12 protein-coding genes and 1 pseudogene are annotated in these 13,614 nt (G+C 70.9%); 5 read left to right on the top strand and 8 right to left on the bottom strand.

All coding sequences use genetic code 11. The features are described from left to right. Positions 1-147 precede the first annotated feature (147 nt). A complete protein-coding gene (locus OG711_RS02760) occupies positions 148-1,056 on the bottom strand; it encodes a hypothetical protein (protein ID WP_329558267.1) in 909 nt (302 codons plus the stop codon). Positions 1,057-1,325: 269 nt separating this feature from the next. Here OG711_RS02760 and OG711_RS02755 point away from each other — a divergent pair, with 269 nt between their 5' ends. Continuing rightward, the gene (locus OG711_RS02755; RefSeq protein ID WP_073786089.1) at positions 1,326-2,276 is read left to right on the top strand and encodes a poly-gamma-glutamate hydrolase family protein; all 951 of its coding nucleotides are present in this window, start codon (positions 1,326-1,328) and stop codon (positions 2,274-2,276) included. 141 nt (positions 2,277-2,417) lie between these two features. Here OG711_RS02755 and OG711_RS02750 read toward each other — a convergent pair whose 3' ends face one another. The 5 genes from OG711_RS02750 to OG711_RS02730 form a co-directional block, all read right to left on the bottom strand. Beyond that, positions 2,418-3,221, bottom strand: coding sequence for an LppX_LprAFG lipoprotein (locus OG711_RS02750; RefSeq protein WP_329558266.1), 804 nt, complete (start codon positions 3,219-3,221; stop codon positions 2,418-2,420). A gap of 313 nt (positions 3,222-3,534) precedes the next feature. Next, positions 3,535-5,049: an alpha/beta hydrolase gene (locus tag OG711_RS02745; protein WP_329558265.1), complete on the bottom strand. Its 1,515-nt coding sequence runs from the start codon at positions 5,047-5,049 to the stop codon at positions 3,535-3,537. A 229-nt stretch (positions 5,050-5,278) separates the two neighbouring features. Continuing rightward, entirely contained in the window at positions 5,279-5,857 is a 579-nt protein-coding gene (locus OG711_RS02740) for a hypothetical protein (RefSeq protein ID WP_329558264.1), read from the bottom strand. Between the two features lie 337 nt (positions 5,858-6,194). Continuing rightward, positions 6,195-6,905: a GNAT family N-acetyltransferase gene (locus OG711_RS02735; RefSeq protein WP_329558263.1), complete on the bottom strand. Its 711-nt coding sequence runs from the start codon at positions 6,903-6,905 to the stop codon at positions 6,195-6,197. Between the two features lie 212 nt (positions 6,906-7,117). Beyond that, complete coding sequence (locus OG711_RS02730; RefSeq protein WP_266504889.1) at positions 7,118-7,426, bottom strand: ArsR/SmtB family transcription factor; 309 nt, start codon at positions 7,424-7,426, stop codon at positions 7,118-7,120. Positions 7,427-7,487: 61 nt separating this feature from the next. Between OG711_RS02730 and OG711_RS02725 the strand changes: the two genes are divergently transcribed. Then, positions 7,488-8,471 (top strand): zinc-binding dehydrogenase, encoded by a 984-nt coding sequence (locus tag OG711_RS02725; protein ID WP_329558262.1) that lies wholly within the window; start codon positions 7,488-7,490, stop codon positions 8,469-8,471. Positions 8,472-8,879: 408 nt separating this feature from the next. Next, positions 8,880-10,046 (top strand): annotated as a pseudogene (locus OG711_RS02720) (SMI1/KNR4 family protein); the annotation flags it as partial. Positions 10,047-10,493: 447 nt separating this feature from the next. On the opposite strand, the gene OG711_RS02715 reads toward OG711_RS02720, so the two are convergent. Both OG711_RS02715 and OG711_RS02710 read right to left on the bottom strand, forming a co-directional pair. After that, positions 10,494-10,874, bottom strand: coding sequence for a hypothetical protein (locus tag OG711_RS02715; protein ID WP_329558261.1), 381 nt, complete (start codon positions 10,872-10,874; stop codon positions 10,494-10,496). A gap of 317 nt (positions 10,875-11,191) precedes the next feature. Next, the gene (locus OG711_RS02710) at positions 11,192-11,623 is read right to left on the bottom strand and encodes a DUF4440 domain-containing protein (RefSeq protein WP_329558260.1); all 432 of its coding nucleotides are present in this window, start codon (positions 11,621-11,623) and stop codon (positions 11,192-11,194) included. 344 nt (positions 11,624-11,967) lie between these two features. On the opposite strand from OG711_RS02710, the gene OG711_RS02705 reads away from it, so the two are divergent. Further along, the gene (locus OG711_RS02705) at positions 11,968-12,858 is read left to right on the top strand and encodes a helix-turn-helix transcriptional regulator (protein WP_329558259.1); all 891 of its coding nucleotides are present in this window, start codon (positions 11,968-11,970) and stop codon (positions 12,856-12,858) included. After that, positions 12,855-13,460, top strand: coding sequence for a short chain dehydrogenase (locus tag OG711_RS02700; RefSeq protein ID WP_329558258.1), 606 nt, complete (start codon positions 12,855-12,857; stop codon positions 13,458-13,460). Before OG711_RS02705 ends, OG711_RS02700 begins: the two co-directional genes overlap by 4 nt. Positions 13,461-13,614: the final 154 nt, after the last annotated feature.

Raw genomic sequence — 13,614 nt, 5'->3', positions numbered from 1 at the left:
GCGGACCGGGTCGGAGGCTGTCGCGGAGGTCGCCCGGAGTTCCGGCACGATGGACGCCGTCCGAGCCGTCACGCCGGAGGAGCTGGCCGTCCGCAAGCTTCCGGGGCGTCCGGCTCGCTCCTGGGGCGAGGGACCGCGGCGACCCGGTCAGTACAGCGGCGACTGCGGCATATGGTGGTCGGGCCAGAGGGGGTCGGGGGGCGGGGGTGGGCTGGTCCGGTTCTCCGCGGCGGCGTCGGCGAGGCGGCTCGGCCATTCCGCCACCCACATCAGGGCGACCGTCCCGACGAGGGGCCAGAAACCGTCGATGTGCAGCAGACCTGTGAGCCACACGATGAGCCAGAGCACCAGAGCGTTGGCCGACACGAGGACCAGCGAGGCCATCCCGGGCACGGGCACTGCCAGGTTCAGCGCGAACCGCAGATGGAACAGGGCGGCGACAACGGCGAGCGTCAGCCACGAGGTACCCGCCGCCTCCACCCCGTCCAACCACAGCGCCGCGAGCGCCAGACCCGCCAGACACAAGAGGTAGCCGGCCAGCGAACGCAGGGCCTCGGGACGGCGGCGCTTCACCGGCAGGGCGAGCACGAGCAGCAGCACTGTCTCCACGGCGGCGACGACGAGTCCGACGGTGACAAGGTCCTTGAGCCCGCCGCCGAGCTCGGCGTCCAGGCCGAGTTCGGCGCCCAGCTCCACGCCGGCCCATAGGGCGGCGGGCCCCGCGACGGTCAGCACGGCGGTCGACAGCGCCATGCCCAGTCCGACGTAGATGAAGTGACGGCGCATCAGCTCGAAGAGCTTCGAGTCGGAGGTGTCCCGGTCGGGCCCCTCCGTCATACGCCGCTGATTCAGCACCGCGGCCCGTCGGAGCATCCGCCCCAGTGGCATGGGCACGAGCAGGACGACGGCGGTGAACACGACGGCGACGACCACCACGGCCGCCGCCCGCTCGGTCCCGGTGGCGCCGAGCTGTAAGGGGCCGACAACCTCGGAGGCCACCCACACGCCGATGGCCGCGCACGCCCATTCCCTGGCGACCCGCCCCGTAGTCTTCATGGAGCCAGAATCCCGCTCGGCAGTCGGCAGGGGAACCCAGCCCGCAGGCAGTCCTCGATCGGCTGTGCCGCCCCCGTCACGACCGATGCCACACTCGTCCACGACGTGGCCGACAGCGTCCCCGACCAGGCGCGCTGGGAAGCCGAGGGGACCCGGACAAACGGGGCCGGGGGCGCGTGAAGCATCCCCATGTAGCGGGGTCGGCACTTGCGGAGGCGCCCGTCATCCGGGGGTTGATCACCACACGCTCTTCACATGATCATGTCATCATGAGTGAAACCAGGCGTAGATCCATACTGACCGCGTTCACCGGAGCCGCTCTCGGGACCGGGCTGGTGGGAGGGCAGGCCGTGGCCGCGCCCCGCACCACGGCCGCCACGACGGCCGCGTGTCCGACGGTGCCCGTCATCCCGGCCACCCGCCGGACCCCGTTCGTCACGAACACGGACCTCTACCGGGATCCGCAGTTCACCGAGGGCACCCACTACGCGCGCCGCTACAAGCGTCAGGCGCGGACCGACGCCGATCTCGCCGCGTCCCACCCCTTCACCCGCACCACCGTGCTGGCGCTGCACGGGGGTGGCATCGAGCCGGGGACCTCCGAGATCGCCCTCGGGATCGCCGGGTACGATCCGGCGACGCTCGCCCCCGTCGTCCCCGTACCCCCCGACGGCCGGGCCGTGCACGACTACTGGATGTTCGAGGGACTGCTCGGCACACCCACCGGCCCCGGCGACCCCAGCAACAGCGACCTGCACATCACCTCCACCCGCTGCGACGACCTGGTGGCCCTCTCCATGGCGGGCGGCAGCGCCAACGTGATCAGCGTGCACGGCTGCAACGTGGACCAGTTGAAGCAGACCGTCCCGCAGGGCCCGGGGATTCCGAACCCTGCGGTGGACTCGGTCCTGGTCGGCGGCCTCAACGCGACCTTCAAGGCACTCCTCATCCAGGAGTTGGGGCTCGCCAACATCACCGCGTACGACGGCGACCTCGTCCCCGCCCTGGCGGGAACCGATCCCGACAACCCCTGCAACCGCGGCCTGTTGCGCCAGGGCGCCCAGCTCGAACTCACCCTCGGACTGCGGAAGAGCATGTTCGGCACCTTCACCCGCCCGGGCCGCCCCGGCAGCACCACCGCCAAGTTCGGCCACTTCGTCAACGCCTGCCGCAGTGCCATCCACCAGATGGAGCAGCGTACGGACCAGGCGCACTACTGATCGCGAGTCCGTCCGTCAAAGCCGGGGCCCGGTACGCCGTGACGGCGTACCGGGCCCTGCGGTGATCTCGCGCTGCCCGATCGTCGAGCACGCGTCATTCCCGTACCGGTCGGAGGCGGTCGTCCCGGTCCACGCTCGACGTCAGCCGAGGAGTATGCCGGTGCCGGCGGCGACCGGGAGGGTGTTCCCGGCCTTCGGGACTGTCACGCGGACCGGCTTTCCGAAGTCGGTGAGGGTCATGGTCACCGTCATGTCGACCGGGCCCGTGCCCACGGCCATGCGGGTCCGGACGAGTCGCCCACGGTCATCGACCCAGACGTCCGCGAATACCGGCAGGTCGTCGCCCAACTTCTCGCGGATCTGGTCGGCCGCCTTCCGCACGTCCCGCGCCATCCGCAGGGTGAAGGCCTCATGGTCGAGCGTGCCCCGGTAGTGCGCGGCTCGCACCCCGTGGACGGTGGCCTCGCCCTCATGGGAGACGTTCCGCAGTGCGGACACCTGCTTGAGGATGTGTTCGGGGTCGTTCAGCGGGGCCCGCAGCAGATAATGGGCCTCTGCCTTCGCCCGGGGCATGGCCCCCCAGACACCGTCGTCGAGACCCTTGGCACCGGAGATGTAGGCGTTGCCGCCCGCGAAGGTCACCTCACTGCGACCGAAAGGGCCCCCCGGCATCGCGGCCGCGATGCGGCCTTGGTCCGCCGCGAAGTCGAAGCCGCCGGTCACGGTCAGCGTGTACTCCTTCTCACCGTTCGCCATCACGATCTTCTGGTCGATCCGGGCGGAGCTCCTGCCGGTGGTGGTGACAGCCGCCCGCACGGCGGAGTGAGGAGCAGGGGAAACCGCCGTCACGCCAGGCTCGTCAGCGTTCTTGGCGGTCGGGGTGTCGACCGCGGAACAGCCCGCGCACAGCAGCGCGGCAGCGACCAGGGACAGAGGGCGGTGCATGGGTTCTCCGGGAGATGTGGGCGAATACGCATCCGGACCGCGTCACGTGATGCGTTCCGCTGCTCACATATGACCCGAACTGGGGTGAAGTGTCGGGATAGGGCAGGTAGCGGCACTTGGTCCGCTGATCGTACAAGATGCCCTTCGGTCGGGCGTTCGGGAGGGGAGGAGCCGAGGATCTCGCGCAGCGCGTCCGTCCGAGCCCGCGAGGGCGGTCCGGCCCGGCTCGCGCTGCTGTGCCGGGGCATCTGCCCCTGCCCTGTGCCTTGGAACCCGTCCTTGAATCCGTCGGACGTGCACTCCGGCCGTCGTGTCATCCGGGGCAGCGGGTGTCGTCGGCGGGGAGGGTGCCGTGCAGCAGGTAGGTGTCGACGGTGTGCCTGACGCAGTCGTCGGGGTGGTTGAGGTAGACGGTGTGTGCTCTGGCGGGCAGGGTCACGAGTCGGGAGGCGCGCATCGCGCGGTGCATCCTCAGCCCTGACGCGTAGGTGGTGCGCGGGTCCCTGATGGCCTGGATCTGGAGTGCCGGGACCCTGTTGCCGATGGGGATCAGGGGCTGGAGCGGCTCCTGTTCCCAGAACGCGCAGGGGAACGGCGCGTGGGTCAGGGGTCCGAAGACGGGCTGTGAACGGCGGCTGCGTTCCACGGCCCGACGGTAGTGCCCCAGGTCGCGGGGCACGGCCGCGTCGGCGCAGATCATCGCGAGCTGGGCCGCGTAGTCCGCCGCCTGACGGCTCCCCGCGCCCGCGAACATCAGGTCGAGGGTCGCCCGCAGCACCGGCGGCACGATGACCGCCTGCCCGTCGGCCGCGTCCCGCAGGACCCGCAGCATGCCCGCGACCTCCGGGTTCGCCTGGTCGTCGACGAGGGAGAGATAGAGCAGCAGCGGCAGTTCATGGTCGCTGATCCGGTGCCCGCCGATCCGGATCGGCTCCTGAGCCGCCCGCGCGATCACCCTCTCGATCCCGGCGCGCACCGCCGCGGGTGTGGTGCCCAGACCGTACACACCGTCCCGGGACGCGGCCCAGCGCGCGAGGTCGTCGAGCGCCTTCTCGTTGGCGGGGCCCTGACGGCGCACCATCCGGAGCGGGTACTCGGCGGGGTCTGGCGCGCTGTCCAGGACCAGCCGGTCCACCCGGTGGGGGAACATCTGGGCGTAGGTCGCGCCCAGGACCGTTCCGTAGGACTGCCCGAACCATGATGTGCGCCGCTCACCCAGTACGGCACGGACGAGGTCCATGTCCCGGGCGATGTTGCGCGTCGACAGATGGGGCACGAGCCCCGGCGCGTTCCTCCAGCACCTGCGGGCGTCCTCGCGGGACAGCCGCACAGCCGCCCCGAACCCCGCCCGGTCGGCCCCGGGCGCGTACAGCAGCCAGCTGCTGCGGCCGAGTCCGCAGCCGACCGGGGTGCTCCCGCCGAGCCCGCGGGTGTCCATGCCGATGATGTCGTACGCCGCAGCGACCCCAGGGCTCATCACCCTCCGCAGATCCGCGGGCATACCGAGCCCCCGGGCACCTGGACCGCCCGGATTCGTCTGGAGGATGCCGCGCCGCCGAGCCGGGTCCGCCGACGCGACCCGCGAGACGGCGATCCTGATGGTGCGCCCCTGCGGGCGGCCGTGGTCGAGCGGGACGGTGAGGTGCGCGCATTCGGTACCGCTCGCGGCGAGCGAGGCGTCAGCGCACACTCCCCAGTCGACGGACTGGTTCCGGAACCGGTCCAGGCCGTCACCACCGGACCGTGACGCGGGAACGGGGGCTCCTGCGGCCGGTCCGAGGGCCGCGACCGAGAGGACGACAAGGCTGAGCACACTGATCCTCTTCACGCTCCGCACGCTACTGCCGTCGAACCTGATATCGCCCGGTCGGTGGCGATATGTCGTCCAGTTTCACGCACTCCCTCGCGGGCGGGGACGGCCGGGCACCGATCAACGCCCGGACCGAGTACTGGCCGAGCTACCTGGGCGGGCGCGTAGCAGGGCCCACTCCGTGATGCCGCGGCCCCGGAGGGGTTCCCGAGGCGCAACAGCGAGTAGTGGGGTCGACGTTGTTCTGTCAGGAGCGGCGGAGGTTTTCGCGCTCCTGGGCGTTCTGGCCGCGGGGTGTGCCGAGGGTCGTGGTCGTGTCAGGGAGCGGCCTGGTGCGCTGGTGCGCGCCGTAGGTGTCGCCGGTCCTGACGATGGTGGGTGGCGTGGGTTCGGCGGGCCAGCACTGGATGAGGTAGTGCTCGGTGATGTCGTCGGGGGTGAGGTCGACGGCGGTGTCCCGTCCGCGTGCGTGGACGCGTAGCCGGTAGGTGCCGGGGCCGGTGGTGGTGAGCGGGGGGAGTTCTTCGTCCAGGTCGTGCATGAGCGCGGCGACGGCGAGGGTGCCCGAGGGTGAGGGGAAGGAGAGTTCGCTGATCTCCTCCCAGGGCCCGGGATCGTGGGTGGGCGGGTGGTGGTGGCTGCTGACGGTGACGTGGACGGAGCCGCTGTGGATACCCGTGAGGATCTCGACCTGCCCGTCGCAGACGGCGACGAGCCCGGTGATGGAGGCATCCACCTCGTCGGTGTCGACAACGGGTCCGTCCTCGTCCTGGACGAGGAACTGGTGGTAGTCCACACGCACCCGCGTGGCAGATGAGCTGTTCATCGATACGCCTTCCTGCCTCTCCGGAATGGAGACGGGTCTTCAGGTCGGTGGGTTGTCCCTGGGGGCGCGGGATCGGGTGCCGGTCCGGTCGGTGAGACGGTGCCGGGTCTCGTCCGCCCGTTCGGCGGGCCAGAGCTGGAGGTGGTGTTCCTCGGGCACATTGGCGGGGTCGGCTGCGGTGGTGTCCCGGCCGTGTGGGTGGAGGCGGACGCGCCACGACCGCGTCCCGTGGCGTCGGCGGGGCAGCCGGGGAGGATGTCGAGGTTCTCGGTGATGAGGCTGCCGATCATGGGCCCGTCGCCGGTGAAGTACGTGCTGACCTCGACGAGCTCCTCCCTCAGCGTGCGGTCCAGATCCAGCCCAGTGGGGTGAGGCCGAGGGTGCGGGCGACGGATCGGGAGGCGTGATTGTCCGCGGTGGTGCTGTAGAAGAGCACGGTCCTGGTGCGATGCTCACGCTGGGACCAGGCGGCCACGACAGCCGGTGCGAGGCGCTTGCCGCGGAAGTCGGGGCGGGTCCAGACGCCTGCCTCCGCTGCGGTGGCGTTCGACGCGGGGGTGAAGCAGATCGACACCGGCTCCCGGTCGTGGACGGCCATGGCCCACTCACCCATGCGTCCGTCGACCAGTTCGTTCCACTCGTCGGGCTGCCAGTTGTCAGGCCTGATGAGGTGTCCGGCGGTGCGGCGGCCGTCGGTGGTGGAGGCGATGAGGGGCAGCGGGGTCGGGTCCGGGACGGCGAGGCGGTCCGGGAAGACGAAACACGGGCCACCCTCGACGTCCACCGTCCGGTCGTCGAGGGACGTGACCAGACAGCGAAGCGCCTCGGGCAGCCGGCCGGGGCCGTACTTCTCCTCCATGCCGTCGATGGAGCTGGGGAGCGTGAGTCCGGGCGCGAGTGCCAGGAGACGTGCGCGGGGGGACCATGCCCACACCGCGAGCAGGGACGGATCTCTCAGGGCTGTCCGACGGGGGGCGTCCGCGTCCGGTGCGAGGCCGTAGTTCGCGTCGATCTCCAGGGTCAGCAGGCGTTCTTCGTCCCAGCTCATGGCACGAGGCTAGCTTCGTGTCGCGGGCAAGGGGTCGGGCGATGGGGCGGGCAAGGGGTCGGGCGATGGGGCGGGATCCGGGTCTGGACGGGGTGGCGGGCCGCTTCACGCCGTCGTGACATGGCTGGACCCGGCAGGGTCTTCGGCTGGCCGGGGTCAGGGGATGGCCGGAGCCTTCGCCCGCAGCGGGACCGGACCGAACGGAATCTGATCTAGAACACGTCGCGCAGGGTTTCCAGGAGGCGGGCGATGTTCGCCTCGTCGCGGCGGTAGTAGGTCCACTTGCCCCGCCGGGTGGCGACCACCAGTCCTGCTTGCCGCAGCATCGCGAGATACTGCGAGGTGGTCGACTGCCCCAGGCCCGCGCGCTGCTGGATGTCGGTCACGCAGACACCGATCTCGACGTCCTCGGGCTCCTGGCCGGGGAAGCTCATCGGCTCCTTGAGCCACACCAGCATCTGGCGGCGGGCCGGGTTGGACAGGGCCCGGAACACAGCCAGCAACTCCGCCTCCGAGAACATGCGGCGATCGTAACGCACCTACATATTGACGATTTGCGATATGTCGATCTAAGGTAATCGCATGTCTACGTCGATGCGTGTGATGGAACTCGTCCGCTTCGGTGACGCGGACACCGCGTTCGCCATCCGGGAGCTGCCGATACCCGCTCCCGGCCCCGGTCAGGTGCTGGTCCGCGTGATGGCCACGTCCGTGAACCCTCTCGACCTGCAGACCCGGCGCGGCGACTACCGCGATCAGGTGGCGCTGCCCGCGGTGATCGGCAACGACGTGTCCGGCGTGGTGGTCGAGACAGGCCCCGGGGCAGGCGACTTCCAGCCGGGCGACGAGGTCTGGTACCTGGCGCCGGTGTTCGCCGGGCAGGGAACCTACGCCGAGTTCCACGTGGTCGACCAGGCCTTGGTCGCCCGTAAGCCCGCACGGTTGTCGCACGTCGAGGCCGCCGGTCTCGCGCTCGTGGGTGTGACGGCGTGGGAGGCGCTGGTCGAACGCGCCGGGGTGCGGGTCGGGGAACGGGTCCTGGTGCACGGCGGAGCGGGCGGGGTCGGCTCGGTCGCGGTCCAGGTCGCCAGTGCGCTGGGAGCCGAGGTGGTGACCACCGCGCGGGCGCGGGATCACGAGTTCGTCACCGGACTGGGAGCCGACACCGCGATCGACTTCTCGGCCGGCGACTACGTGCCGCAGGTCCGCGCGCTGGGCGGGGTGGACGTCGTACTGGACACGGTCGGTGGGGACACCCTCGCCCGCAGCCCGGAGGTCCTCGCCGACCGGGGCCGCGTGGTGTCCATCGTGGACATCCCCGAACCTCAGAACCTGCTCGCCGCGTGGGGCGTGAACGCGACCTACCACTTCCTCTTCGTCAGCCCCGGCCGGGCGAAGCTCGCGGCCCTCGGCCGACTGGTCGACCAGGGCGAACTCCGGCCGGTGATCGGCGCTGTACTACCGCTGGCCGACATAGCGCAGGCGCACACCCTGCTGGAAGGCGGCCCTCCCGGCGAGGGCCGCGGACGTCCTCGCGGCAAGATCACCGTCGCTGTGGACCGGTGAGTGCGTGGGGCTGTGTCGGTCCCGTGGACCCCGGTGGGGAGTGGCCTCGTTCAACGGCGGGGGAGTCGAGTTGGGACTTCGGGGCGAGGTGGTGTGGCCGATGACGGCCCTCGGTCACTTCAGGTGGCGTCTTGCTGCCTCAATCCTCAATCCCATGACCAGCAGATCGACAAGGCGGCGCGCGTCGTACGTAGCGGGAATCGGCGCCGACGCACGGATTGCCGACGCCGCGCAGGAGCGAGTACGCGGTGAAGCCCTGATCGGCCCCAGGGTCATGGACCATCTGCACTCCCAACCGCGGCCGCCGCCGACACCATCCTGTCCGCAGAGATCCGGCGCCCGGAAACCTGACCTGGGCCCGGCCCGTCGTCGCGGACCGTTGTCGGTGCCGCATGACAGCATCCGGCCATGAGTCACGAGTCCCGCGACTGGCGTGAGTTTTTAGGACGTTGGCAAGACGAGTGGGTTCCGCGCGAGGAGGGTGACGGAGAGCGGGCAGCGGTGCGCCTGGGCAGGCCCGGGGCGGACGAGGCGGTGATCGTCGCGGCCGAAGAGCGGCTGGGCCGGAGGCTGCCGCCTTCGTACCGGCAGTTCCTCGCCGTGAGCGACGGTTGGCATGTGGACGAGACGGCCGGGGTCTACCAGCTCGGCGGCGCCACGGATATCGACTGGTTCCAGGACCCGTACGACGTGACCCCGGTGTTCGAGCAGAATCTGGGCGACGACCCGCGCAGGGAGGACGTCCTGCTCGCCGGGATGTGGCGACGGGCGCTACGGCTGGAGACGGACTCCGACATCTCGCACGCCCTGCTGGACCCGGGCGACCAGGACCAGGACGGCGAGTGGGCCCTCTACGTCTTCAGGGGCTGGAGCGGTGAACTGCCGGACCGGTACCCGTCGTTCCGCGCGTACATGGAAGCCATGTACCGCGGCTTCCACTCCGACCGGGCGGAGAGAGCCGACTTCGTGAACGCGACCACGCGATTCCATGACGCCCGGGTGGAGGAGTCCCGCCTGCTGTCCCTGCGGGGACGGTACGAGGAGGCCGTGCCCCTGCTTGAGGAGGCACTGTCCTTCGGACGGCCGCACAGCGCCGTTCTGCTGACCCAGATACGGCATCTGCTGGAGCCGCACGGCTTCCGGCGGAGCTATGGCGCCCTGGTCGCCGACCCGCGCTACCTGCCGGAGATCCTGCCCGTGGAGGCCATGACGCGGGCACACGACGACCGGCGGTTGGACGGTGACGGCCGCTGGCTGGAGGCGATGACCGCCTGCGGGGCCGTCCGGGAGGCCGCCGGGTCCGTACTGGACGCGGTGAAGTACGGCACCCACCGTTACACGCCTCCCGGCCCCTGGGGCCGGGCCGTCGCCCAGGCCCGGGAATCGGCCCGCGCGGGGGCGAGTGACGCCGCGTGGCGGACCCTGCGGGACGCGCTTCCGCTGTGGGAGGCTCCCGGGCCCTCGCTGATCGCTCCGATCGGCCTGCTCGCCGATCCGGTCCTGGGCCCGCTGATCACCCCGGAGCGCGGGCGGGAGATCCTCGCCGCACCGCGGGCCGGGGCGACGGAACCCGCCCGGTCGGTCGAGGCCGTCCCCACCCGACGGCGCCCGCGTCGGGCAGGACCGGGCAGGTGAGGTGCTGGACGAGGACGGACCCGCCCGCGCCGTTCCCACCGACCGAGGCGACGGCCTCGACCCGACGGACCGTCAGGGGATGCCGCCCATCGGGGTCGGCTGCGGAGCCCGTACCGGACGTCTCCATTCCGGGCTAGGTGGGGCGACGGTGGCCGGACAACCGGTCGGATCCCAGTCCGGCCGCGCCCTCCTGGCCGAGCAGGACGAAGTCCTCAGTGGAGAGGACGACAGGCAGGATGTGACGACGAACAGCATGATCACGTAACAACGCCGCAGGTCACGCAGTATTCGCCCCGCCCACGCGAGGACAGCCTGAACCACCGTCCCGGTGCGATCCGCCTCGCCCACGGGCGGATCGTCCCCCCTGTTGACTCCGTCCCGTTCGACTCAGCAGTGGTCGCGGCGTGCGTACACCGTGATCATCGCGCCCCCGGCCCGGCGCTCGCCGCATGCCTCGAAGTGGTTGGCGAGCGTGTCCCGCTTCACCTGGGCCATCGGGTCGTTCTCCACCGCGCCGCCGGGCGGGGAGCCAACGGCGATGATCCGGTGGCGGGCGAGCATCCGGGTGCGGAGTTCGGCGGGCGCCACCTCGGTGCCGTAGAGGCTGTGAGAGGCGGCCGGTCCACGCTCCCGCGCGAGATCCGTCCCGGTGACGGGCGGGTGTCCGGCGAGTTCCCAGGCCCTGCGCTTACTGCCGAGTGGGCCACGGACGCAGCCGTGACCGGCACGCACCTCACCGGCCGGCTGAACGGGCGGACCCTCGCCCATACCTGCCCCACCTGGCCGGATGACCCGGACCGCCCCGCCTCGCCGCACCCCCGGGGCCGTGGCGGGAACTCCCGTCACCGTGATCCGCGACCCCGGGGAGCGGCTGCGTCGGCTTCGAGGCGGCCGTCCTCGTTGTCGCAGTCAGCGAATTTCCGTGACCAGTCGGCAGCATGGGCTCAGGGACATCGGCCGGGAGGCCGGTCCCGGGCTCAGTGTGATGCTTCGTATGTCTCGCGCAGGGCGGCGGGGGTACGTCCGAGGGTCATTCACGAGACAGCCGTTCGCGTCTGGCGATGTACGAGGCACGTGCCGCCCCGTCAGCGGAGGTTGTCGCCCCACCCTCCCTGGACCATGGTCTGGAAGGCCCACCGCCCGTCCCGTTTGATCAGGATGTCGGCGTACCGCAACTGCTGGGTGGTGCCGCCCGACGTCATCGTCGAGTCGGTGAAGACCACGGCCATCGCGGGGCTCAGGAAGACCGGGGTGCGAACGGATTCGAAGGTGATGTCTTCGGAACCCTCACCCATCACGTGCGTCATGGTGTCGATGAACTGCTTGCGGTCCCACTGGGCCGAGGCGCCCTCGCCCGCAGGGTCGTCGCTGACGAGGTTCAGGGGGAAGACGGCGAGGTCCGCCATCCCTTCGATGTCCCGTCGCGCGGCGGCTGCGTCGTACTCCGCGAACCACGCCTGGACACCGGCGTGGTCGGCGGGGGTCGGGGTGTATCCGGCGTCCGGAAGCTGGGTCACGCGTATTCCTCCAACGAGCTGATCACAAGCGATTACCTGGTCAAGGTATGCCCGCCGACCCCTATTAGTCAAGCTTGACTACTGAGGGGTGGGTGGTGCGGCTCTCCGGCCCTGCGGCGGCAGCGTGAGGTCCGCGATGCGATGCAGCCGACGGTAGTGGCGGGACCCTCCGGGCCGGGTTGACCCGCCGTGGCGTCGTGACCGGACGGGCGATCCGACTGGCCGCGGAACACCGCTCCAGCGGTACGAGGCGCTGGGACCGGTTCCTCCGGGTGGTCGGCGGGGCGTGAGGGTATCCCTGTCCGGGGCAGGTAGACGCCGACGGATCACGCGACGATGGGCCGGTGACCACCACAGGAACGAACGATCTCGGCGGATTCCTGCGTACCCGGCGTGAACGCCTGACGCCGGATGCGGCAGGGATCGCGCCCGGCCTCTCCCACCGTCGGGTCCCGGGCCTGCGCAGGGAGGAACTCGCCGAACTCGCCGGGGTCAGCGTCGGCTACTACACCCGCCTCGAACAGGGCGCGAGCAGCGGTGCCTCGCCCGCGGTCATCGACGCGCTGGCCGCCGCGCTGCGACTGGACCGGGCCGAACACGAACACCTGCGGATCCTCGCGGCCCCCGGACGCCCGAGCCCTTCCCGTTCCCGCAGGAGCAGGCTGCGGCCCTCGGTGCGTGACCTGCTCGCCGCGATCCCGGGAACACCGGCGATCGTGATCGACCACCGCGCCGACGTCCTGGGCTGGAACCGCCTCGGCCACGCCCTGCTGGCCGGCCATCTCGACGCCGACGCCCCGGACGCACAGATCCGGCCGAACATCGCCCGCATGCTCTTCCTCGATCCGCACCACCGCGCCCTCCACCACGACTGGGCCGCCAAGGCACAGGTCACGGTCGCGGCCCTGCACCACGCGTCGGCACGGCACCCCGCCGACACCGCACTCGAACGACGCATCGGCGAACTCGCCTCCAGAAGCCCCGAGTTCGCCCGGATGTGGGCGAGGCGCCCCGTGCGGATCTGCTCCTACCACGTACGCGAACTGCGACATCCCCTCATCGGCCGGGTGACCCTGGCAAACGAGACGCTCACCCTGCCGGACGACGACCAGCAGATCGGCCTCTTCCACGCCCGCCCCGGTACCCCGGACGCCGACGCCCTCACCCTGCTCGCACAGAGCCTCGACCGAGAGCCCGCACCACGAACCACGTCCCAGAAGGAGAACACCCGATGAAGATCATCGTGGTCGGCGGTGGCGGCACCATCGGCAAACGCCTGGTACCCGCACTCCAGTCCCACGGCCACGATGTCGTCGTCGCCGGACGCACCTCCGGCGACCTCCACGTCGACCTCCTCTCGCACACCTCCATCGAAGCCATGTACCGCGAAGCCGGCGCCGTCGACAGCGTCGTGAGCGTCGCCGCACACGGACTCCTCGACGAATTCGCCGCACTCACCGCGGACGCGCTGCACGAGAACACGCGGGCCAAGTTCTTCGGACAGGCGGACCTGGTCCTCACCGGCCAGCACCACTGCGCCGATGGCGCCTCCTTCACCCTCACCTCCGGCATCTTCGCGGACCAGGCATGGCCCCACGCCACCGGCGGCGGCGTCATCAGCGGCGCCCTCCACAGCTTCACCCTCTCAGCAGCGATCGAACTACCAAGAGACATGCGGATCAACGTGGTCAGCCCCACGATGGTCGGCGACTCCACAGAAGCCTTCTCCCCACGCTTCCCGGGCATGCGACCCGTACCCATGGACGAACTCGTCACCCACTACCTGGACTGCGTCGAAGGCACCGACACCGGCCGGATCATCCGCGCCTACGGATAACCACCCCGCTCCGCTGCCGCGGGCCACCACAAGCCCGGCGACGCCAGCCAGAAACCGCAGCAGTCCGGCCCGCACCCCGGCTGGGCAGGACCGGAATCCGGGGCGGTGCCCCCACGGCCGCGTCGTGGCTGCCTGGATTCGGGCAGGTGCCCCG

Source organism: Streptomyces uncialis (genome assembly GCF_036250755.1).
Taxonomy (GTDB): Bacteria; Actinomycetota; Actinomycetes; order Streptomycetales; family Streptomycetaceae; genus Streptomyces; species Streptomyces uncialis.
Note: the sequence above shows the minus strand (reverse complement) of the source record. Positions and strands in the feature narration are given on the sequence as shown.